Source organism: Novosphingobium sp. ERN07, assembly GCF_012641335.1.
Classification (GTDB): Bacteria; Pseudomonadota; Alphaproteobacteria; order Sphingomonadales; family Sphingomonadaceae; genus Novosphingobium.
This window is the reverse complement of record NZ_JABAID010000002.1, coordinates 78,116-99,510: the sequence shown is the minus strand read 5'-3', so window position 1 is coordinate 99,510 and position 21,395 is coordinate 78,116. Positions and strand designations below refer to the sequence as shown.

The 21,395-nt window shown below is 60.6% G+C and carries 22 protein-coding genes and 2 tRNA genes; 8 read left to right on the top strand and 16 right to left on the bottom strand.

Annotated features, from left to right (window positions below):
• Positions 1-14 precede the first annotated feature (14 nt).
• Positions 15-584, bottom strand: coding sequence for a hypothetical protein (locus HGI47_RS03675; protein ID WP_168851450.1), 570 nt, complete (start codon positions 582-584; stop codon positions 15-17).
• A gap of 192 nt (positions 585-776) precedes the next feature.
• Here HGI47_RS03675 and HGI47_RS03670 point away from each other — a divergent pair, with 192 nt between their 5' ends.
• Genes HGI47_RS03670 through HGI47_RS03660 form a run of 3 tightly spaced genes read left to right on the top strand, consistent with a single transcriptional unit; the run spans position 777 to position 3,963 of the window.
• A complete protein-coding gene (locus HGI47_RS03670; protein ID WP_206065984.1) occupies positions 777-2,702 on the top strand; it encodes a Tad domain-containing protein in 1,926 nt (641 codons plus the stop codon).
• Entirely contained in the window at positions 2,699-3,295 is a 597-nt protein-coding gene (locus HGI47_RS03665; protein ID WP_168851448.1) for a TadE family protein, read from the top strand. The genes HGI47_RS03670 and HGI47_RS03665 overlap by 4 nt, the downstream gene beginning before the upstream one ends.
• Before the next feature lie 5 nt (positions 3,296-3,300).
• Positions 3,301-3,963, top strand: a complete 663-nt coding sequence (locus HGI47_RS03660) for a TadE/TadG family type IV pilus assembly protein (RefSeq protein WP_370521639.1) — start codon at positions 3,301-3,303, stop codon at positions 3,961-3,963.
• A gap of 81 nt (positions 3,964-4,044) precedes the next feature.
• Here the strand turns inward: HGI47_RS03660 and HGI47_RS03655 are convergent, their stop codons facing one another.
• The 5 genes from HGI47_RS03655 to HGI47_RS03635 all read right to left on the bottom strand — a co-directional run bounded on the left by HGI47_RS03655 (position 4,045) and on the right by HGI47_RS03635 (position 7,481).
• A complete protein-coding gene (locus HGI47_RS03655; protein ID WP_168851446.1) occupies positions 4,045-5,421 on the bottom strand; it encodes a pyruvate dehydrogenase complex E1 component subunit beta in 1,377 nt (458 codons plus the stop codon).
• Position 5,422: 1 nt separating this feature from the next.
• The gene (gene pdhA / locus HGI47_RS03650) at positions 5,423-6,433 is read right to left on the bottom strand and encodes a pyruvate dehydrogenase (acetyl-transferring) E1 component subunit alpha (protein WP_370521638.1); all 1,011 of its coding nucleotides are present in this window, start codon (positions 6,431-6,433) and stop codon (positions 5,423-5,425) included.
• 380 nt (positions 6,434-6,813) lie between these two features.
• A tRNA-Arg gene (locus HGI47_RS03645) sits at positions 6,814-6,890 on the bottom strand.
• Positions 6,891-6,924: 34 nt separating this feature from the next.
• Positions 6,925-7,001 (bottom strand) — tRNA-Arg (locus HGI47_RS03640).
• A gap of 15 nt (positions 7,002-7,016) precedes the next feature.
• Positions 7,017-7,481 carry a (deoxy)nucleoside triphosphate pyrophosphohydrolase gene (locus tag HGI47_RS03635; RefSeq protein ID WP_240949971.1) on the bottom strand — a complete coding sequence of 155 codons (465 nt, stop codon included), beginning with the start codon at positions 7,479-7,481 and terminating at the stop codon, positions 7,017-7,019.
• Positions 7,482-7,539: 58 nt separating this feature from the next.
• On the opposite strand from HGI47_RS03635, the gene HGI47_RS03630 reads away from it, so the two are divergent.
• Complete coding sequence (locus HGI47_RS03630; RefSeq protein WP_168851444.1) at positions 7,540-7,707, top strand: Flp family type IVb pilin; 168 nt, start codon at positions 7,540-7,542, stop codon at positions 7,705-7,707.
• A gap of 115 nt (positions 7,708-7,822) precedes the next feature.
• Entirely contained in the window at positions 7,823-8,005 is a 183-nt protein-coding gene (locus HGI47_RS03625; RefSeq protein ID WP_168851443.1) for a Flp family type IVb pilin, read from the top strand.
• 105 nt (positions 8,006-8,110) lie between these two features.
• On the opposite strand, the gene HGI47_RS03620 is transcribed toward HGI47_RS03625, so the two are convergent.
• From HGI47_RS03620 to HGI47_RS03605, 4 genes are all read right to left on the bottom strand, one after another.
• Complete coding sequence (locus tag HGI47_RS03620; protein WP_168851442.1) at positions 8,111-9,595, bottom strand: M48 family metalloprotease; 1,485 nt, start codon at positions 9,593-9,595, stop codon at positions 8,111-8,113.
• Between the two features lie 108 nt (positions 9,596-9,703).
• A complete protein-coding gene (locus tag HGI47_RS03615; RefSeq protein ID WP_168851441.1) occupies positions 9,704-10,660 on the bottom strand; it encodes an acetyl-CoA carboxylase carboxyltransferase subunit alpha in 957 nt (318 codons plus the stop codon).
• Positions 10,661-10,692: 32 nt separating this feature from the next.
• Positions 10,693-11,574: a tyrosine recombinase gene (locus tag HGI47_RS03610; protein WP_168851440.1), complete on the bottom strand. Its 882-nt coding sequence runs from the start codon at positions 11,572-11,574 to the stop codon at positions 10,693-10,695.
• 4 nt (positions 11,575-11,578) lie between these two features.
• Positions 11,579-13,180: a hypothetical protein gene (locus HGI47_RS03605; RefSeq protein WP_240949970.1), complete on the bottom strand. Its 1,602-nt coding sequence runs from the start codon at positions 13,178-13,180 to the stop codon at positions 11,579-11,581.
• On the opposite strand from HGI47_RS03605, the gene HGI47_RS22545 reads away from it, so the two are divergent.
• Entirely contained in the window at positions 13,158-13,436 is a 279-nt protein-coding gene (locus tag HGI47_RS22545) for a hypothetical protein (protein WP_240949969.1), read from the top strand. The two genes, HGI47_RS03605 and HGI47_RS22545, sit on opposite strands and share 23 nt — an antisense overlap.
• Positions 13,437-13,503: 67 nt before the next feature.
• Here the strand turns inward: HGI47_RS22545 and HGI47_RS03600 are convergent, their stop codons facing one another.
• Positions 13,504-13,641: a hypothetical protein gene (locus HGI47_RS03600; RefSeq protein WP_168851438.1), complete on the bottom strand. Its 138-nt coding sequence runs from the start codon at positions 13,639-13,641 to the stop codon at positions 13,504-13,506.
• Between the two features lie 98 nt (positions 13,642-13,739).
• On the opposite strand from HGI47_RS03600, the gene HGI47_RS03595 reads away from it, so the two are divergent.
• Together HGI47_RS03595 and aroB are read left to right on the top strand one after the other, a co-directional pair.
• The gene (locus tag HGI47_RS03595; protein WP_168851437.1) at positions 13,740-14,321 is read left to right on the top strand and encodes a shikimate kinase; all 582 of its coding nucleotides are present in this window, start codon (positions 13,740-13,742) and stop codon (positions 14,319-14,321) included.
• Entirely contained in the window at positions 14,312-15,418 is a 1,107-nt protein-coding gene (gene aroB, locus HGI47_RS03590) for a 3-dehydroquinate synthase (RefSeq protein ID WP_168851436.1), read from the top strand. The genes HGI47_RS03595 and aroB overlap by 10 nt, the downstream gene beginning before the upstream one ends.
• Before the next feature lie 42 nt (positions 15,419-15,460).
• On the opposite strand, the gene HGI47_RS03585 is transcribed toward aroB, so the two are convergent.
• The 5 genes from HGI47_RS03585 to zwf all read right to left on the bottom strand — a co-directional run bounded on the left by HGI47_RS03585 (position 15,461) and on the right by zwf (position 21,301).
• Positions 15,461-16,243 (bottom strand): enoyl-CoA hydratase-related protein, encoded by a 783-nt coding sequence (locus HGI47_RS03585; RefSeq protein ID WP_168851435.1) that lies wholly within the window; start codon positions 16,241-16,243, stop codon positions 15,461-15,463.
• A 175-nt stretch (positions 16,244-16,418) separates the two neighbouring features.
• A complete protein-coding gene (locus tag HGI47_RS03580; protein ID WP_168851434.1) occupies positions 16,419-17,387 on the bottom strand; it encodes a glucokinase in 969 nt (322 codons plus the stop codon).
• 26 nt (positions 17,388-17,413) lie between these two features.
• Positions 17,414-19,234, bottom strand: coding sequence for a phosphogluconate dehydratase (gene edd / locus HGI47_RS03575; protein WP_370521619.1), 1,821 nt, complete (start codon positions 19,232-19,234; stop codon positions 17,414-17,416).
• Positions 19,234-19,860 (bottom strand): 6-phosphogluconolactonase, encoded by a 627-nt coding sequence (locus tag HGI47_RS03570; RefSeq protein ID WP_168851432.1) that lies wholly within the window; start codon positions 19,858-19,860, stop codon positions 19,234-19,236. The genes edd and HGI47_RS03570 overlap by 1 nt, the downstream gene beginning before the upstream one ends.
• Complete coding sequence (gene zwf, locus HGI47_RS03565) at positions 19,853-21,301, bottom strand: glucose-6-phosphate dehydrogenase (protein ID WP_168851431.1); 1,449 nt, start codon at positions 21,299-21,301, stop codon at positions 19,853-19,855. Before zwf ends, HGI47_RS03570 begins: the two co-directional genes overlap by 8 nt.
• Positions 21,302-21,395: the final 94 nt, after the last annotated feature.

Below are 21,395 nucleotides of genomic sequence, written 5' to 3'. Positions count from 1 at the left end.
CAGGACTTGCACTTTTATCGTCCCAGCAAGCCCGCCCAGATCACCCGCGCAAGATCGGAAAAGGGGGTATGACGTCCACCGCGCGCTTTGCGCAGGGCCAAAGCGCGCAGCACCGCGAGGGGACGCATTGCGCGCGGCAGGGCATGTGGCAGCGGCGATGCCGCCTGCGGGTAGTCGATATCGTGCAGCGCAGAGCGCACTGTTTCAGGTGAACCAGCGCCGAGCAGCTCAGCCAGCGCCACATAGCTGGCCACTCTCGCCGCGGCCAGTTCACGCCCTTCATCCTCACCCACGATGGTTGCTTCCCAACCATCGACCAGCGCTGAAAGGCATTGATGCTTGCCCTGCCATGCCCTGAGGTGTGCAAAAGCTGGTTCGCTGACAGGCCAGCGCGCCGACTCCTCTCCAAGTCTGTCGCGCCACCAGGCCAGACGGAGTTGGATCATCATCGGATCACGTCCGGGGCGCGCGGCCTCGGCCAATTTGCGTTCGAGCAGAAGCAGTGCATACCAAGCTGGGCGTGCCGATTTAGGCGCGTAGGCCAGCGCAATACGATGCCGTGGATCGACATCGTCACCTGGCATCTGCGGCTCTTGCATTCGGTTGTCGCCCTACTTCATCTCTAACGCGATAGGCCCCTAGCCCATCGTCTGACATCTTGAAACCGTAGAGCAGCGCGCTGAGGACAGTTCCGGCATTGGCGAGGCGCAAAGGTGGTTAACTGATCGCGCCGCGACTTTTGCGTTGAATTAAGTATCTTTCACTATGAGGGCCTCATGCTTCGTGCAGATGTGCCCTTTTTCCCTCGTCTTGCGCCTGCGCGCGCCACATTGCGGTGTGTGCTGCAGACGGTTGCCGATCTGGCGCAGGACAACAGCGGCAACGCACTGATGATTTTGGGTTTTTCAATCGTTCCCCTGCTGGCTATTGTCGGGTCAAGCATCGACATGGGGCGCGCCTACCTCGTCGAGTCGCGCTTGCAGCAAGCCTGCGACGCTGGTGTTCTCGGAGCGCGCAAGGAATTGGGCGCGATCAGCAATTTTGATGCCGATGAAGATGGCGGCACCGTCGTCAGCAAAGGCAACCGCTTCTTCAATGCAAACTTCGCCGATGGCATCTACAATTCCATTGATCGGCAGTTTTCGATGGGGATCGGGGAAGGCAATTCTATCGACGGCTCAGCCTCAGTCGTGCTGCCGACCGACATCATGCACTTCTTTGGCAAGGACCAGATCGAGATATCGGTATCCTGCAAGGCCGAACTGACCGTACCCAATACTGATATCGTCATGGCGCTCGACGTCACCGGGTCTATGGCCGAAAGCAACCCGGACGACACCACACCCAAGATATCTGTACTCAAAGCCGTGGTGAAAGACTTTTACACCACGATGGAGAACACCCGACAGCCGGAAAGCCGCATCCGCTTCGGGTTCGTTCCTTATTCCACCAATGTGAATGTTGGTGGGTTGCTCAAAGACGACTGGATGGTTTCAGAGTGGGATTATCCCTCCCGAACGCTCGTCGGCGCCAAGAATTCCGGGGCACTATATGGGTATTACAGCGCGGTCTCGCCGGTATCGGGGACATACTACACCCGAACGTCCACGTTTGCAGCAACGTCGGATGGCAGCGGGGGCTTCACTTGCGCCAAACCTGCCAACACCATGACGACCGGCACCGCGCTGCAATCGACCACCACCGAGGCAGTTACCAACCCGGACGGCACGCGCACCATTTATACCTACAATCGCACACGCAACGGCGATATCTATTCCGTGAGCCTTTCTGGCAGCACCTGCACGCTGTCGACCACCACCTACGCGAACTATGTAGACACCTTCCGGTACATAACCGAACCTTCCGTGGGCACAGGCGCCTCATGGCTCTACCGAAATGTCACGCGCGATACGTCTGACTGGAGAACGGCTTCAAACGGGTGCATCGAAGAACGTCAAACCTATCAGATCGACGACTATGACAATGTTGATCTTGATCGCGCGAAGGATCTCGACATCGATCTGGTCCCGTCTGCGGGCGATGCCGAAACACAATGGCGGCCGATGTATCCCTCAATCATCTACGAACGCGCACGGTTGTGGAACGGCACCGGCAACTTCAGCACCACGCCTGTCAGCACCAACGACGAATATCTTGCGCCCGGTGTCGCCGGCTTCGCTGCCTGCCCCACTGCTGCGCGCAAGTTGCAGGTGTGGAATCAGACGGACTACGACACTTACATCGATAGTCTGGTCGCGGCGGGAAGCACCTATCACGATATCGGCATGATCTGGGCGGCGCGCGTGCTTTCGCCCACCGGCCTGTTCTCCGCAGAAAACGCCGACGTTTCGGCCAAGCAGCGGACCAGCAGACATCTTATATTTCTGACCGATGGTCAAACCTCTTCACTCGATATCAGCTACGGCTCGTACGGCGTAGAGCCGCTGTCCCTGCGTCGCTGGAATCCAACGTCCCCCCTCACGCTGACACAGACGATCGAGAAGCGGTTTTCTTTCGTGTGCGAGCAGGCAAAGAAAAAGAACATCAAGGTGTGGTTCGTGGCATTCGGCACTGAACTCAATCCGATCATGACAAATTGCGCAGGCGAAGGATATTACTTCCGCGCAAACAATGCGGCTGAGCTGGACGATGCCTTCAAGAAAATTGCCAAATCGATAGGCGATCTCAGGTTGGCGCTGTGATTGCTCCACAATCCCTCAAAGCTCTTGAACGCGCATCTGATGGTGCGGCCGTCGTCGAGTTCGCGCTGGTCGCTCCCACGCTTGCACTCGTGCTGATCGGCCTGTTCGATATGGGCTTTTCCGTCTACGCCAATACCATGCTGCAAGGTGCCCTCCAGCGTGCAGCACGCGCTTCGACTGTGGAAGGTGCGGCCAACATCGTCAGTTCGATTGATGACATGGTAAAGCACGAAGTTGTGGAGGTCGTCCCCGACGCTACTCTCACATTCTCGCGCAAGGCCTATGCGAATTTCTCGGACGTCGGCGTGGCCGAAGATTTCACCGATGCCAACGACAACGGCGTCTGCGACGATGGAGAAGCCTACGAGGACGCCAATGGCAACGGCACTTGGGATCAGGATCGCGGTGCATCGGGATTGGGCGGTGCACGTGATGCCGTGCTCTACACCGTGTCGATGCGATATTCCCGCAAGTTTCCGATGGCATCATTGATCGGATTGCCAGAAACGGTCACCAGCACGGCCTCCACAGTGCTGCGCAATCAGCCTTACGATCTGCAGAAAAGCGTCGCTAAAGTGGGGAACTGCACGTGAAGCGCATGTCCATCTTGAAGCGACTGGAGACAGCACGTTCGGGCGTCGCAGCGGTTGAAATGGCGCTGGGCCTGCCCGTCGTTCTGATGCTCGGCATGTGGGGCGCGGAACTGGGCAGTCTGGCGATCACACACATGCGGATCAGCCAATTGGCCATGCAGATAGCCGACAATGGTTCGCGCATTGGCGACGTATCGATGCTTGAAGCGCTCAAGATATATGAGAGCGACATCAACGACATCCTTGCCGGCGCGAACGTGCAATCTGGCAACCTTGATCTGTTCGAGCACGGGCGTGTCGTGATCAGCAGCCTTGAAGTGGTGCCAACCACTGAAGACACTCAATACATCCACTGGCAGCGCTGCAAAGGCAAACGGGACTATCAATCAACCTATGGCCCCGAAGGCACCGGCACCGATGGTTCGCTGGAGGGCATGGGGCCTGCGGGCGAAGAAGTTGCGGCTGCCAAGGATGACGCCGTGATCTTCGTCGAAATCGAATACGCCTATCAGCCGTTGATCAGCGATACGTTCGTGGGAGATCCGGTGATCCGCACGACGGCGACCTTCAACGTGCGTGACGATCGCGATCTGAGCCAGATCTACCAACGCAGTGCCACCGAGCCTGACACCGTGGCACGCTGTAACGTCTACGACGGCTTCTCATAAATCGTACAAGGTCATTGAACGGAAATAGGGGCATCGATGTGAACGGTGCCCCCTTCCATTTTCAGGTTCAAACCGACCAGGTCAGCGATAGCAGACCTTATGCACAGCCGCTGCGATCTTGTCCGCATTGATCAGCGCGGCCTTTTCCAGATTGGCCGCATAAGGCAGCGGCACATCCTCGTTGCACACGCGAACCACTGGCGCGTCGAGATGGTCGAAGCCTTCTTCCATCGCGATGGCGATAATTTCCGATGCGATGGAGCAGATCGGGAAGCCTTCTTCAGCCACGACCATGCGGTTGGTCTTGGCGAGCGAGGCCAGCACGGTGTCCTTATCGAGCGGGCGCAGCGTGCGCAGATCGATCACTTCCGCATCGATACCTTCGTCCGCCAGCTTCGCCGCCGCTTCCAGCGCAAAGCCCACGCCGATGGAGTAGGACACGATGGTCACGTCTTTGCCGGGGCGAACGATGCGCGCCTTGCCGATGGGCAGAACGAAATCATCCATCTGCGGCACATCGAACGTGCGGCCATAGACCAGTTCGTTTTCGAGGAAGACGACCGGGTCTTCACTGCGGATTGCGGCGCGGAGCAGGCCCTTGGCATCGGCGCTGTCATAAGGCGCGATCACCACAAGCCCCGGCACTGCCGCATACCACGGCCCGTAGTTCTGCGAGTGCTGCGCGCCCACACGGCTGGCTGCACCGTTCGGCCCACGGAACACAATCGGGCAGCGCATCTGGCCGCCAGACATGTAGTTGGTCTTGGCCGCCGAGTTGATGATGTGGTCAATCGCTTGCATGGCGAAGTTGAACGTCATGAACTCGATCACCGGACGCAGACCGCCCATCGCCGCGCCGGCGCCAATGCCGGCAAAGCCATATTCGGTGATCGGCGTATCGATCACACGTTGTGGCCCGAACTCTTCGAGAAGTCCCTGCGTGACCTTGTAAGCGCCTTGGTATTCGGCAACTTCCTCGCCCATCACGAAAACGCGGTCATCGGCCCGCATTTCCTCTGCCATCGCGTCGCGCAGCGCTTCGCGCACGGTGGTGGGAACCATCGCGGTCCCTGCGGGCAGTTCGGGATCCGTGGCAGGATTCGCATCGCTTTTCGGCGCAATCGCCGCCGCAGCCTTTGCCTTTGCATCCTGCGCAGCAGGAGCCGCGCTTTCAGGAGCCTTCTGCTCTGCCGCATGTGCCGGAGCCGCAACATCGTCCTCGCCTGCGATGGTTGCGATGACCGTGCCGACCTTCACGCCCTCGGTGCCTTCGGCCACGAGGATTTCACCGATCACGCCTTCGTCCACGGCTTCGAATTCCATCGTCGCCTTGTCGGTCTCGATCTCGGCCAGAATGTCGCCAGACTTCACTTCGTCACCAGCCTTGACCAGCCACTTGGCCAGCGTGCCCTCTTCCATGGTCGGGGAGAGCGCGGGCATCTTCAGTTCGATTGCCATCTCAATAGGTCTCCACCAGCACATCGGTATAGAGATCGGCCATATCCGGCTCAGGCGAGGTTTCGGCAAAATCAGCCGATTCCGCCACAGTCTGGCGAATGCGCTTGTCGATTTCTTTGATCTTGTCCTCGGTCACGCCGCGCTTCAGCAGTTCGGCCTTCGCACCTTCGATCGGATCGTGATTGTCGCGCATATCCTGCACTTCCTCACGGCTGCGATACTTCGCCGGGTCCGACATCGAGTGGCCGCGATAGCGATAGGTCTTCAGTTCCATCAGAACCGGACCATTGCCTGCGCGGACGTATTCGAGCGCCACTTCGGCAGCCTGACGCACTTCGAGCACGTCCATGCCGTTCACGTCCATGCCAGGAATGCGGAATGCCGTGCCGCGGCGATAGAAGTGTGTTTCAGCCGACCCGCGTTTTACCGCGGTGCCCATCGCATAGCCGTTGTTCTCGACCACGAAGATGATCGGCAGCTTCCACAGCGCGGCCATGTTGAAGGTTTCGTAGACTTGGCCCTGATTCGCCGCGCCATCACCGAAATAGGCCATGCACACGCCGCCATCGCCACGATACTTGTGCGCAAAGGCAAGGCCCGCGCCCAGCGGAACCTGCGCGCCAACGATACCGTGGCCGCCATAGAATTTGTGTTCGGTGCTGAACATGTGCATCGAACCGCCCTTCCCGCGCGAAATGCCCGCGCCGCGTCCGGTCAGTTCGGCCATGATCACCTTCGGATCGATGCCATAGGCCAACATATGCCCGTGATCGCGATAGCCCGTGATCACGCTGTCGTGCCCTTCCTTGAGCGCCGACTGAAGGCCGACCGCAACGGCTTCCTGCCCAATGTAGAGATGGCAGAAGCCGCCGATCAGGCCGAGACCATAGAGCTGCCCGGCCTTTTCCTCGAAACGGCGAATCAGCACCATCTGCTCGTAGAACTTCAGCAGTTCCTCGTCGCTGGCATCAAAACGCCGGTTGTTGGCGTGTGCCTGCTGGAGACTGCGCAGCGCAAAGGCAGCTTCTTCAGCAACCGAGGATGCGATTACCGGTTCCGCAGCCGCCTTGGCAGCGCGGGAATTCGCCGGTTTTGCAGCGGGTTTCGTGGCGGATCTGGCAGCGGGCTTGGCGGCACTGGGCCTGGCGGGTTTGGCCAAGTCTGGGGTTCCTTTTATGGCAGCCTCACATTCCGTAACGTCCGAAATGCTTGGCGAGCCTATACCTTAGTAGGAGCCATGCGCAACGCCGTTCGCTGGAAACGAACCTTTCGTGGATACCTATGCAAAATCCGCGTGCCAATTTGGTTATCTGTTCGCGAGCGCAGCGAAACTGGGCGCTGTTACGCAACAAAAAAGCCCGCTCGAGGCGGGCCGTTTTCGAAATATGGGATTGGCGCACCCGGAACGATTCGAACGTCCGACCCTCAGATTCGTAGTCTGATGCTCTATCCAGCTGAGCTACGGGTGCCTGCCATTTCAATCCCACCACACCCCGAAGGGAATGGCGCACCCGGAACGATTCGAACGTCCGACCCTCAGATTCGTAGTCTGATGCTCTATCCAGCTGAGCTACGGGTGCTTGGGAGACGCGCCTTTAGGGGGCTGTTTCAGCTTTGGCAACCCCTTCCAGAAAAGGAATCAGTGCACGCGCCAATGGAATGTCGAGCGGCGGCATTTCCAGCGAAAACAGTTCCTGTTCGGATACCCATGAGATGGCGCTGCCAGTCTCCAGCGCTCGCGGCTTCCCACACCACTGTCGGGTCGCAAACAACAAGAGAAGCACCTGCCGCCCACCGTTAACCGACGATCCGGCGGCAAAAGAAATGGGAAATAAATCAGCAACATCGACGGTAATACCAAGCTCTTCGTCGGTTTCCCTTACAACTGCCGCTTCGCATGTCTCACCGGGTTCCAGTTTGCCGCCGGGGAACTCCCAAAGCCCACCATGAGCCTTGTTTTGCGGGCGGCGCTGCATCAGCACGCGCCCCGCCCCGTCGAGCAGAGCAAGCGCAACCACGATCTGAACTGTCGGAAGGCTTTCCAGAGGCATGGGAACCATCAACGCTTTCTTAGGGAACCGGCATTAGTCTCCGCAATGCCGCTTTCTAGGATTACCAATGAAGACCTTGCTTCGAGACATTCTCCGCAATGAAAGCGGCGCAACAGCCATCGAATACGGCTTGCTGATCTCGTTGGTTGGCCTTGCTGCTGCATTCGGCATGAAGACGTTCGGTGATGCTCTGTATAACGAGTACGTCTACATCAACAATCATCTGATTGAGTGATGGCATCGCGATTAACGCCTTCTTAGGCTTTGCTACGTAAAGATGCGAATGCCTGCTCCGGGGACAAAGTTTGGAGCGGGACGGGAAGAAGAAACAACTACTCTAGGAGACCGACATGAAGCTTTTCCGCAACCTGCTCGCCAACAACGAAGGTGCAACCGCGATCGAATACGGCCTGATCGCCGCTCTCGTCGCCGTCGCCGCGATCGCCGCTATGGGTTCGCTGGGTGACTCGCTCGGCAACACCTTCAACAAGGTTTCCGGCGACATGACCAACGCTTCGGACGGCGACCTCTAATCTGACCTCAACGGTTTGATTGAAGTGGGGCAAGCACATGGTGCTTGCCCCACTTTTCGTTTGTGCAAAGCGCGTCCGGCATAACCAGCGTAGCGACAAAGGCGGTCAGTAAACCGCCAGCTTCACCTTCTGCCCCGGCACCAGCTTGCTGGTGAATGTAAGGCCATTGAGAACCAGAAAACGCTCAAGCGGTTTGTCCGTAAACGCCATCTTCGCAGAGAGCGACTGCAACGTGTCGCCCGTCTTTACAGTGACCACCGAAAGACGCCTCGGCTTTACCGCACTGGCTTCGGTCGCATTGATCCGCCGTAGTGAACGGAACAGCGAATCAAACTGGCCCGACTGGCCGGCCTGACTGATCGTGACGAAATGGTAGGCCTGGTTCGGCCCGAACTCGTAGGCATAGACCACGATATCGACCTGGCTGTTGCCACTCGTCGCTCGCGTGGCTCCATAAGCGGCCGTCAGCCCATTGATCGTGGTGCGCTCGATGGTCTGAGGCGCAATCTGCTGCTGGCTTGACAATCCCGAAAACACGGTGCGAACATAGGATTCAAGATTACCGCTGTAGCTGGCCGTCGAAAATTCGCCCTTTCCGCTTTGCCCGGAAATGGCGACCGAGCTTGTGCCGTTAACAAGGTAGAACCCATTGGGTGCCTGAAAGGCGAGTCGCAGCGCCGGGTGGGTGAATTTTGAACCATCGACGATCCCCTGCGCCGGATCGTCGCCATAGGTCAGGCCGTTAACACCGTTCAGAAAAACATCGCGATTGGTGCGTCCGCTGGCCGATGCCCCTGCCCGCGTCAGCGCCGCGCGAACGCGCGAGGCCGGATCGGGGTGTGTACTGGCCCATTGTGGAACCTGATTCGTCGTCCCCTTTATGGCGGCATCAAGCGCGTTCTGGTTCGCCAGACTTTGCAGCACGGTCGACATCGCACGCGGATCATAGCCAGCGCGTTGCAAATAGGTGATTCCCAGATTGTCGGCTTCGGTTTCCTGCCCGCGCGAATACTTCAGCGTCAGCAACTGGCTACCGGTGGAGAAAATTTCCTGCCCGATCTGTCCAATCGCGCTGTTGCCAAGCAATGCGCCGGTAAGAACCTGGCCCAACGCACCAAGAATCGCGTTGCGGGTAGCAGCGCTTTGCCGTTTCGAGGAATGGCGCGCGGCAACATGACCCACTTCGTGCCCAAGCACACCGGCCAGTTCGGCTTCGTTGTTCATCAACGCAGCCAATTGGCGGGTCACGTAAACGTATCCGCCCGGAATCGCGAAGGCATTGTTGACCGGAGAGTTGAGCAGGGTGACAGTGAAGTCTCCCTTGGCGTTGCTCAGGCCCGATTGGACCGCAATCGTCTTGCCCACCGATTCAACGTAGGTCGCCTGCGCGCCGGTCATCGCGCCGCCGAACTCCTGCAAAAGTTGCGGATGGGCTTCGGCCCCCTGCTTCTTGTCGGCAGCGCTGATCGACTGCACGGCACCCTGTGCCTGCGCGGGGCTAGCGGATTTCAGCACCCACGCCGGAATAACCGACACTGCCAGCACGGTAACTGTCAGCAAGGCGGCGCGCGAACGGCGGGCGAATGGCATCTTGATCTCCCCAGATATCGACAAGCACACAGGCACAAATGTCCCGTTCAAGCGCTTTGTCGCAAATCCGGTTCCCGATTGCCAGCAGGCTTACCCTATCAGGGCCAATCAGGCTCCAATTCGAAGAAACCGCTCCGCACGTAGTCCACGCAGTTCGTCCGCAGACTTGCCCACGAGCGCGGCCAGTTCTTCCGAAATCGCATTGCCCAGTGTACTACACGTTGCGGCGGCATCGCGATGCGCCCCGCCCATTGGCTCGCGCACGATTCTGTCGATCACGCCCAGAGAAAGCAGATCCTGCGCGGTAACCTTCATCGCCTCTGCAGCATCTGCAGCCTTTTCGGCCGTGCGCCATAGAATCGATGCGCAGCCTTCGGGTGAGATGACCGAATAGACCGCGTGTTCCAGCATCAGCACGCGCTCGGCGCTTGCCAAAGCCACCGCGCCGCCCGAACCGCCCTCGCCCACAATCGTAGCGACCATTGGCACGCCCAATGCAAGGCACGCTTCGGTAGAACGGGCAATCGCCTCGGCCTGACCGCGCTCTTCCGCCTCAACGCCGGGGAATGCGCCAGATGTATCGACCAGCGTCACGACAGGAAGGCCGAATCGGCTCGCCATTTCCATCAGACGGATCGCCTTGCGATAGCCTTCAGGCTTGCCCATGCCGAAGTTGTGCCGGATGCGGCTTTGCGTATCGTTGCCCTTCTCGTGCCCGATCAGCATGACGCGCCGTCCACCGAACTCCGGTGCAAGCCGGGCAAAGCCGCCGACAATTGCCTGATCTTCACCGTACAGGCGATCACCGCCCAATGGCATGAAATCTGCGAAAATCCGCTCTACATAGTCCTTGAAATGCGGGCGCGCGGGGTGGCGGGCGACTTGCGTCTTCTGCCACGGCGTCAACGCCTTGTAGGTGCTGGCCAGCAGTTCCGCCGACTTGTTTTCAAGACGGCGGATTTCTGAAGCGATATCGATATCGCCGCTCTGCGCTGTTTCACGCAGTTCAGCGATGCGGGCTTCGAGCGCGGCGACCGGCTTTTCGAACTCGAGATAGGAAATCATGGCACTTCCGCTAGGCCCGGTCTTTGATTTGGTCAACTCCGGGCAAGTGGATGGCGCTGGTTGACCAACGTAACGAGCCGCGCTGCATCGACATGGGTATAGATCTGCGTCGTAGCGATATCGGCGTGGCCAAGCAGCGTTTGCAACACGCGCAGGTCCGCGCCCCCTTCCAGCAGATGGGTGGCAAAGGCATGGCGCAGCACGTGCGGGCTGACCTTCTCAGGGTCCAGCCCTGCCCGCAGCGCCAGATCGCGCAAAAGCTGGAACAACCGCACCCGCGAAAGATGCCCGCCGCGTGGCGATGGAAACACGAAGCGTCCGCCCTTTCCTCTGGCCACCAGCCAGTCGGCCAGCGCATGGGCCGCGCGTGCCGAAATCGGCACCATACGCTGCACACTGCCCTTGCCGGTGATCGTCAGGAACGGCGCATCGCGTGGCACCGCCGCTATGGGCAGTGAAACGAGTTCGGTCGCCCGCAAGCCCGATCCATAGAGCAGTTCGAGCAGTGCCAATATACGCAGGCCTTCTGGCGTGCCGGCCGCGGCATCCGCTTCTGCGGTACGAAACAGCGCAGCCACTTCTTCATGCCCCAGCAGCCGGGGCAATGGCCGCCTGATCCTTGGTCGCGGCAAGGCAGAAGAGGGATCGTCCTCCCGAACGCCCTCATCCACAAGGAACCCATAGAACTGCCGCAGCGCAGATGCCTTGCGCGCAACCGAAGACGGCGCAAGCTCGACCCAAGCAGCACCTAGCCCTTCGATATCTGCCCGTGAAGCGCGCTCCAAACAGCCAATCTGCTCCCCCGCCGCAGCAAGATCCCTGCGATAGGCTGCCAGCGTATTCGCCGCCGCCCCACGCTGCGCGGCGAGCATCGCCAGAAAGCTTTCGACTGCAGGTTCAGCCTGCGGCTTCACCTGATCAGACGCGCGAAACGGCTTCGGCGGCGATCATCCGCGCCTCACCATCCAGCCCGACGCGGTGCAACGCGGAGACGATGTGATAGAGATGCAACGGCGTCATCCGGTCCCACCGTTCTCCCTGCATCCCAAACGCAGCCAACAAAGCCACGAGCGCCTGATTTTTGGAAGCGGCCGCGCCTTCAATCGCGCGGGTCCAGCGGGTCTGCCGGGTGAGATCGACATCGAACTTGCCCGCGAAATCACGCGCAGCGGCTTGATCCACACGGTCCAAGGCCATCAGCCCGGCAACCAGAAACTGCGAGCGCAACGAACCTTCGGAATCGTCATCATCGCCAAACGCATTGAGGCCCTCTGCCCCCACGCGATTGGCCCTGCCCGGATTTGCAAGGACGAGAAGCCCCCAGCCCTCGCTGCCTATCGCGCAAAACGGCGCCCATTTCAGCGCATTGCGATCAAGGCCTGCTGTCAGCATCGAAGAGATCAGCGGCGCTGCGCTATCTGCCACATCTTCACTCGGCATAACGCGCGCGGCTGCATAGGACGTCAACACAAGCCCCGCAAATGCGCGATCCGGGTTGCTGCCATCACCCCACAGCGAACGGATTGCTTCCAATCGCTCGGCTTGTTCCTGTCCAACGTAGGCGGTGCGCAAAGTCTCTGCACGTCGCGACCAGTCATCCGGCTGATCGTTCCCGCCTTCGCGTTCGGCATAGATTTCGCTGTAAAGGTCGATCATGGCCTGTGCGGACATCAGACCGCGTGCAGCCGCGACATCGGCAGCACTGGCCCGCGATTTCAGCGGGAGCATCGGCGCGCGCGATGCCAGAACGGCATAATTCGCACCGGCCTTTTCTTGCAAAGGCTTGGGCGGTTCGATCCCTGTGGCGAACGACAGCCCGATGCTCCACGGCGTAAGCGCATCAACATCATCCCATTCAATCTTCACCGCACGCCGGGCATTTGTGGCAGCGCCTGCGAACTTCTGCGCGAGCAAAATGTCGATCTTGCTGCCTTTCCCCTGCCGCATCGCGCGATCAAGCTGCGACATCGCGTTGGTGCCTTCATTGGCAAAGGCAGAGCAGATCGCCCGGACCAGATCCCAGTCATTTCCAGACCTGCCCGCAGCGGTCAGCGCGGTAATCGGACACAGGCCAACCGGGTCCGCCGTCGCCACGAAACTGGCCAGCGCCGCATCTTCAAGCCCGCGCGTGAAATCACCACTATCAACCGATTGCACAGTGGCGCGCGCCGCGTCAGCTTCGCCCATGCGCACAAGCAACTGGGCACGCATCGCCGCCCAATCGGCCCCGTTCATCCCCACGGGCGTTGCAAGGCGGCTCAGCAACACGCGCCGTGTCAGGATATGCCCCCAGCGCGAAACGAAGCGCCCGCGCATTTTGCCGACCACGCCTTCGACAAAGGCCCCGTTCAGGTAATACGTGGACAGCGCCGGAAAACCGCCATCGCTCTGATCCAGCACGCCAACGCGGGCGAGGCTGCGTTGCCCGGAAGGGGGAATGTCCGCTTTGGGCCGGGCCGATTCAATCAACTTTGCCAGCAAGGCCGGATCGATGGAATTGAGCAAGTCCTCATCGCTCATCCCGCCATGCGCCCGTGGCATCGCCCCACCCGAAGGCAATGGCTGGACTACCGGAATCGCAGTGCTGGACGATGTAGGTGATGACACGGCCGCGTTAGCACTACCCACAGGTTGCGGTGCCGTGCCGGATGCAGCCCCTGCTGCCGAGGACGAAGCACGCGGCGCAGCGCTACGCGAAGGCGCAGGCGTGCGCTGTGTTGCGGGGCGCGATGCCGCAGGCGGATTGTCAAAGCCCGGTGGCAGCAGCGACTCTTGAGCAACAAGTGTGCCCGAAACAGCCGCAAGCGCCGCAGCGCCACACATCCAGAAGGTGGCTTTCCGGTTCATTCATCGGCTCCGGGGGCGGTTCCCCGATCAACCGGTTGTTCCATCCACTGCATCGGCTGCGCCCCACCCTTGATCCACGCCAGTGACAGAAATGCGGCCAGTATCACGGCTCCGACCACGGCAAACTTCTTCATTCATGCGCATCCGGTTTGCGGCCGAGGCTGCCCCGGCGATTGCGACACTTCAGGCGATACTTGCAACCGGCAGTAGCCCAAGTATAGGCGGCGCGGCAATGGAACAAGACACGGCTACCCTCAGCTTGACCGAAATCGGACGCATTGCGCGTCGGATCGACCGTCCGCTGGTGCTGGTCGGCATGATGGGCGTGGGCAAGACCACAGTGGGCAAAAAGCTCTCGGCCATGCTGCATTTCCCGTTTGTGGATGCAGACGAGGAGATCGAACGGGCCGCGCACATGCCCATACCCGAAATTTTCGCCACATATGGCGAACCTTATTTCCGGGATGGCGAACGCAGGGTGATCGGCCGTCTGGTAGGTAATGGACGATTTACCGACCGCAAGGTGCTGTCCACCGGTGGCGGCGCGTTCTGCGACGAAGCCACCAGAGCGCTGCTTCTCGAAAAGGGGATCGCCATCTGGTTGGACTGCGATGTTGAAACGCTGGTCGAGCGTGTGGGCCGGAAGGACAACCGCCCCCTGTTGAAGACCGGCGATCCGCGCGAAATTCTGACCCGGCTAAAAGAAGAGCGCGCGCCGTTCTATTCGCAAGCGCCGATCCACGTGGTGAGCGGCGCGCAGCCGCATCATGTGACCGCAACCAAGATCCTGAAAGCAATCGACCAATGGCTGTAGTCCCCGTCGCCATCGCCGGCGCTCCCTATGACGTGCGGATCGAACCGGGCCTTCTTGCCAAGGCAGGCGAACATTGCCGTCCGTTCCTACGCAAGCACAGCGCTGCCATCGTCACCGACGAACATGTTGCTTCGGCATGGCGGAATCAGGTCGAAGCATCGTTTACCGCCGTGGGCATTGCCTCCAACTGGCTTGTCCTGCCTGCGGGCGAAAGCACCAAAAGCTGGCAGCACCTTGCCCGCGTTGTGGACTGGCTGCTGGCGCAGGAAGTGGAGCGCAAGGACAATGTGATCGCGCTGGGCGGCGGCGTAATCGGTGATCTTACCGGCTTTGCGGCTTCGATGGTGAAGCGCGGCTGCGGATTCATACAGATTCCCACCACACTTCTCGCGCAAGTCGATTCCAGCGTGGGCGGCAAGACCGCGATCAACACGCCTGCCGGAAAGAATCTGGTCGGCGCATTTCACCAGCCATCACTCGTGCTGGCCGATCCGCTGGCGCTGGATACGCTGCCCTTGCGCGATACGCGCGCGGGCTATGCCGAAGTCGTGAAATACGGGCTGATCGACGACGCCCCGTTTTTCGAATGGTGCGAAACCAACGGCGCCAAACTGCTGGCGGGTGATCCCGCTGCGCGCGAATTTGCAATTGCTCGCAGCGTCGAGGCCAAGGCAAGGATCGTGGCGGCGGACGAGAAGGAAACCGCAGGCATTCGCGCGCTACTCAATCTCGGCCACACTTTCGGCCATGCGCTGGAAGCTGAAACCGGCTTCTCCGACCGCTTGCTTCATGGCGAAGGCGTTGCGCTCGGCATGGTTCTGGCTGCCCGATTCTCCGCAAGGCAAGGTCTGATGACCGGGCAGGACGCCGAACGGATCGCCGCGCACATCGGTGGAATCGGCTTGCCCGCAACGCTTTCGTCGCTGTCGCTCGCTTGCGATGGTCGCAAGCTGGCCGACCATATGCTTCACGACAAGAAGATGGACGCCGGAACGCTGCCATTCCTGCTGATGCGCGGAATCGGGCAGACTTTCCTTGCGAAAGACGTCGATTTGGCAGAGGTCGCAGCGTTTCTCGATGAGCAGCTGGCACGCTGATGAAATGGCGCGCAGGCAATTGCCCGCACGCCACTGCATTTATCACTTACCGGTGAATGCTGGTTTGCGCTTTTCCAAAAATGCCTTGCCGCCTTCGGCAGCGTCGGCGCTGTCACCCGCTTGCCACTGGCCTTCGGCTTCGATCAGCAGCGCGCTGGCATAGCCAGCCTCAAGCGCCTTTGCCATGTTCTGCCGCATGGTGCCCAGAGCAACCGTCGGCCCAGCAGAAAGGCGTGTGGCCAGCGCCATCGCCTCATCCTGCAACGCTGCATCGTCGACCGCCTTGTAGATCAACCCCCAGTTCTCTGCCTTTTCCGCACCGATCTTTTCGCCAAGCATCATCATTTCGGTCGCGCGGGCTTTGCCTACCAGGCGCGTCAGCATCCACGATGCGCCGCCATCGGGCACAAGACCGATGTTGACGAAGGCCTGCAGGAAATAGGCGCTGCGCCCAGCGATCACGAAATCTGCTGCCAGCGCGATGGAACAGCCCACGCCTGCGGCTGGGCCGTTTACCGCCGTCACCACTGGAACCGACAGCCGCGATAGCGTCAGCATCAGCGGATTATAGGCCTGCGTCAGTGCGGTGTATGCCCCCCGCCCACCTGCAATCGAACGCTCGCCACGCGCTGCAAGGTCTGCCCCAGAACAGAACGCGCGGCCCTCGCCCGTGATCAGGACCGCACGGGCACCATCAAGGTCGTTCACAGCATTGGCCAGTTCCAGCGCCATATTGGGCGGGCAGGCATTGAGCCGTTCGGGCCGGTTCAGCACGATCTTCAGAACATTGTCGACACGTTCGACGCGAATGGTCTCGTACTGCATCCGGGCACCCTCTCCTATGGACCTGTGCGCAAAGCGCCTTGGCCAAGCCATACCGTTTTGGCACGGCAAATCCACCAGATTCAATTGACCAATTAAGCTGATGGTTGGCCGCAACAGCGTGTGCGGGACGCACCCGTAGAGAGCAACCCAAGACTTTGAACAGGGTATTTTCGGATCAGTTCGCGTTTGCCTGTGCAAATGCAGCCGCAGCACCGAACAGGCCCGGTTGCGGATGGGTGATCAACTTGACCGGAATGGCCGCCATCAGCCCTTCGAAACGGCCCTTTGCGCGGAAGCGATCGGCAAAGCCTGACCGAGACAGGGTATCTTTGATCCGGAGACCGAGCCCGCCCGCCATAACCACAGCAGTCGCACCATGTGCCAGCGCCAGATCGCCCGCCACGCTGCCCAACGACAGGCAGAACCGGTCCACCGCCGCTGCGGCAAGGCTGTCTTCCCCGGAAGTTCCGAGTTCCCACAGCTCCCGATCGGTCCGCGGCGTAAAGGGTCGGTGCTGGAGATGCGCCAGCGCTTCATAGATATCGACGATGCCCGGCCCGGCCACAACGCGCTCCACCGAAACGCGGCGATGCCGCTTGCGCAGGCCTGCAAGGATGGCATCCTCGATGGCGTCAAGCGGGGCGAAGTCGATATGCCCACCCTCTGTCGGCACCACACGATAACTCGCCGAATCGCGCCAGAGTTGCGCCACGCCAAGGCCAGTGCCGGGACCCACCACGCTGATCACGCCCGCGTCTGGCAGAGCCTCGTCAGGCCCCGACAAGTGCAGGAAATGATCCTGATCTGCCTGCGCCACGGCGTGCGCCACAGCCGCAAAGTCGTTCACTACGACATAGCGATCAGCACCCAGCTTTTCCGGGATCAGCGCCGGGCGGATGATCCACGGGTTGTTGGTGAATTTGATCACCTCACCGCCCACCGGCCCTGCAACCGCAATCGCCGCCGCCTTGGGCAATGTGCCGCCCCGCTGCCGTCCGAACTCTTCCCAGGCCAGTTGGAAAGAGCCGTACTCAGCCGTCTTCAGCGTCACCGCCTCGCCCAGCGACAGCACGCGCCCGCCTGCAACTTCTGCTATGGCAAAGCGCGCGTGGGTGCCACCGATATCAACCGCTACTACCTGCATTCCATCCCCCGAACAGCGATGTGCCGTCAAAGCCCCGCCGCTGCGAGCATGGCCGAACCGCCGCGCTCAGCCGGATCGGAATGCTCCCGCATCAGCGCGAAGAGTTCGCGCCCTACGCCAAGCCCGCTGGCCGGTGCAACCGAATCCGAGCGCGCATTCCATTCTGCTTCAGGGACCAGCGCGGTCAGTTCGCCGCTATCGGCACAAACCCGCACAATATCGCCGTCGCGCAGCTTGGCCAACGGCCCGCCCAGCTTGGCTTCGGGCGAGATGTGGATCGCGGCAGGCACCTTGCCCGATGCGCCCGACATGCGGCCATCGGTCACCAGCGCCACCTTGAAGCCCCGATCCTGCAACACACCCAGCGGCGGGGTCAGCTTGTGCAATTCAGGCATACCGTTGGCCGCCGGTCCCTGAAACCGCACGACGACAATGACGTCCCGTTCCAGTTCGCCCGCCTTGAATGCCGCCAGAACGGAATTCTGGTCTTCGAACACGCGGCAAGGAGCCTCGATCGTCCAGCGCGAGGGATCAACCGCGCTGACCTTGATCGTACCGCGCCCCAGATTACCCCGCAGCAGTCGGAAGCCGCCTTCGGCCTGAAACGGAGCGGCCACAGGGCGCAGCAGCGTTTCATCCGCCGAAAACTCAGGTGCAGGTTCCCACGCCAGCGCATCGCCTTGCATGACCGGCTCTTGCGCGCCTTCGTCCAGCGATTTGCCATAAACGGTCATGATATCGGCGTGGGCCAGCCCCGCGCCGATCAGTTCGCGGATTACATAGGGCATCCCGCCGGCCGCAGCGAAAGCGTTCACATCGCCCGCGCCGTTGGGATAGACGCTGGCCACCAGCGGCACGACGCGGCTCAGTTCGTCCATGTCGTCCCAGTCGATCTGGATACCGGCGGCGCGTGCGATAGCGGGCAGATGGATCACATGGTTGGTCGAACCACCCGTCGCCAGCAGGCCGACGATGGCGTTGACGATGGCCTTTTCATCCACGCACAGGCCCAGCGGGCGATAGTCATCGCCGTTCCATCCGATCTGCGCCACACGATGCACGGCGGCGCGCGTCAGTTCCTGCCGCAGCTTCTGGCCGGGCTGGACAAAGCTGGAGCCGGGCATGTGCAACCCCATCATCTCCATCATCATCTGGTTGGAATTGGCCGTGCCGTAAAACGTGCACGTCCCGGCGGAGTGATAGCTCGCGCTCTCGCTTTCCAGCAGTTCATCGCGGCCCAGCTTGCCCTCGGCATAGAGCTGGCGTATGCGCACCTTTTCCTTGTTCGGCAGCCCGCTCGGCATTGGTCCTGCCGGAACCAGTATCGTCGGCAGATGACCAAAGCGCAGCGAGCCGATCAGCAGCCCCGGCACGATCTTGTCACAGATGCCCAGCAGCAGAGCGCCTTCGAACATCGCATGGCTCAGGCCCACGACCGTTGCCATCGCGATGTTGTCGCGGCTGAACAACGACAGTTCCATCGAATCCTGACCCTGCGTCACGCCATCGCACATCGCCGGAACGCCGCCCGCGACTTGTGCAGTCGCGCCCACTTCGCGTGCGAAAATCTTGATCTGTTCAGGATAGCGGCCATAGGGCTGATGCGCCGAAAGCATGTCGTTATAGGCGGTGACGATGCCGATATTCATCGCCCTGCCCGATTTGATCAGCGCCTTGTCATCGCCCGATGCGGCAAAGCCATGCGCCAGATTGCCACATGAAAGCTGTGGCCGATTAAGGCCCTGCTCGCGCGAACGCTCGATCAGATCGACATAGGCAGCGCGGCTCTTGCGCGACCGTTCGACAATGCGCTGCGTGACACGTTCGACAGTAGGGTTCAGCGGCATCATTCGCTCCAGTATATCGTCATGGGCGGACCATAGCCGCTCAGGAAATCGGTAACGGGATAACGGGCATCCCCCGCCAGTGCGCTGTCCAGCAGCGCCTTCTTCGATGCGCCGGTCACCACCAGAATGATCTCGCGCGTTGCCTTCAATGCTCGCGCGTTAAGCGTCAGCCGGTCAAACGGTGCTTCCGGCGGCAAAGGGATCGGCGTCGTGGCGATCACCGCCGCGCCCGGACGGACATGCGCCTTCATCTCCGGGAACAGCGAAGCAACATGCCCGTCTTCGCCCATCCCAAGCCAGACGAGATCGAACGGTGCAACGTCCGCACCTTCAACCAGTCGCTCAAAGCTGGCGCCCGATGCACCCAGCGCCGCATGGATCTTGCCGAAATTGCTGGCGGCATGATCATCCGACACGCAGCGATCATCGGTCAGCGCAATCGTCACGCTCGACCAGTCGAGCAGGCGATCCTTCAACAATGCCAGAACCTTTATCGGCGTAGACCCACCGGTAAAGGCAATGCGCTTGGCTCCCGGCGCGGAAACAACGCGCGCGATATGGTCGGCCACCGCAGCCGCATCTCCCGGCTCCGCCCATCTGACGGCTACCGGCACCCGGTCAGTCATTCCAGCTTCTCCCGTCACGCTCGGTCAGGGCGATGCCCGCGTTTGGTCCCCACGAACCGGCGGCATAGGGCTTGGCTTCCATGTCGGTATCGGCCCAAACCTTGCGGATCGCATCGACCCACTTCCACTGCGCTTCCACCTCGTCTCGGCGCACGAACAGCGTCTGTTCGCCTTCAATCAGGTCCAGCAGCAAGCGCTCATAGGCAATGCGGCGGCGCGCCTTGGCAAACGCCGTGGTCAAAGACAGGTCAAGATTGACCTCGCGCAGCACGATGCCGCCGCGATCAAGGCCCGGCTCCTTGGCCATGACCTGCAAACGCACGTATTCTTCCGGTTGCAGGCGGATCACCAGACGGTTCGCGCGCAACCGCCCGCCGCGCTCTGCAAAAACGTTGTGCGGCACCTGTTTGAACTCGACGACGATTTCACTGCGCCGCTCGCCCAAGCGCTTGCCCGTGCGCAGATAGAATGGGACCCCGGTCCAGCGCCAGTTGTCCACATGCGCCTTGATCGCCACGAAAGTTTCGGTGTCGGAAGCCTCGCCCAGATCTTCCTGATAGCCGCTAACCGAAGCGCCCTTTACCGCGCCGGTGCGATACTGCCCACGCACCATTTCCTCGGCCTTGACCGGACGAAGCGCGCGAAGAACTTTCACTTTTTCGTCGCGAATGGATGTTGCGTCGAGATTTGCAGGCGGCTCCATCGCGGTCAGCGCCAGCAATTGCAGCATGTGGTTCTGCACCATGTCACGCAGCGCGCCGGTGTCATCATAGAACCCCTTGCGCCCTTCAAGGCCGACCGTCTCGCTCACCGTGATCTGCACATGGTCGATCCCGCCTGCATTCCACAGCGGCTCGAACATCATGTTGGCAAAACGCAGCGCCATCAGGTTCTGCACCGTTTCCTTGCCAAGGTAATGATCGATCCGAAAGATCTGTTCCTCGGCAAAAGCAGCAGCCACCGCATCGTTGATCCGGGTCGACGATGCCAGATCGTTGCCCAGCGGCTTTTCAAGGCCAATCCGCACGTTTGCATGGGCAAGGCCCGCCCGCTTCAATCCTTCGATCGTGGGTTCGAACAGGAAAGGCGCGGTGGAAAGAAAGATCGACAGTCCGCAAGAAGTGTCGCCCAACTTTTTCGCGAGATCTCCGAACCCGTCGATGTTCGAAGCATCGAGCGTCTGGTATTCAAGCCGTTCCAAAAAGCTTGCCAGCTTTTCATCGTCGCGCCGGTCTTCGGGCAGGAATTCGGCCAGCGCCGCGCGCGCAAATTCGCGGAACGCGGCATCGTCCAGTTCCGAACGCGCGGTGCCAACTATGCGCAGGTCGGGCCGGATCAGCCCATCCTCGTGCAAAGCGTAAAGCGAAGGGAGCAGCATCCGCCGCGAAAGGTCGCCGGTTGCGCCAAACAGCAGCAGGGCTGCGCAGCTCGTTTCGATCATCGACGCAATTCTCCCTTTGGCGTTTCGGGCTGCTGAAAACAGCCGGAACCCCTGCCTTGCACAGTGGCCCTAGACCCTAAGTTCGGCAGGTTCA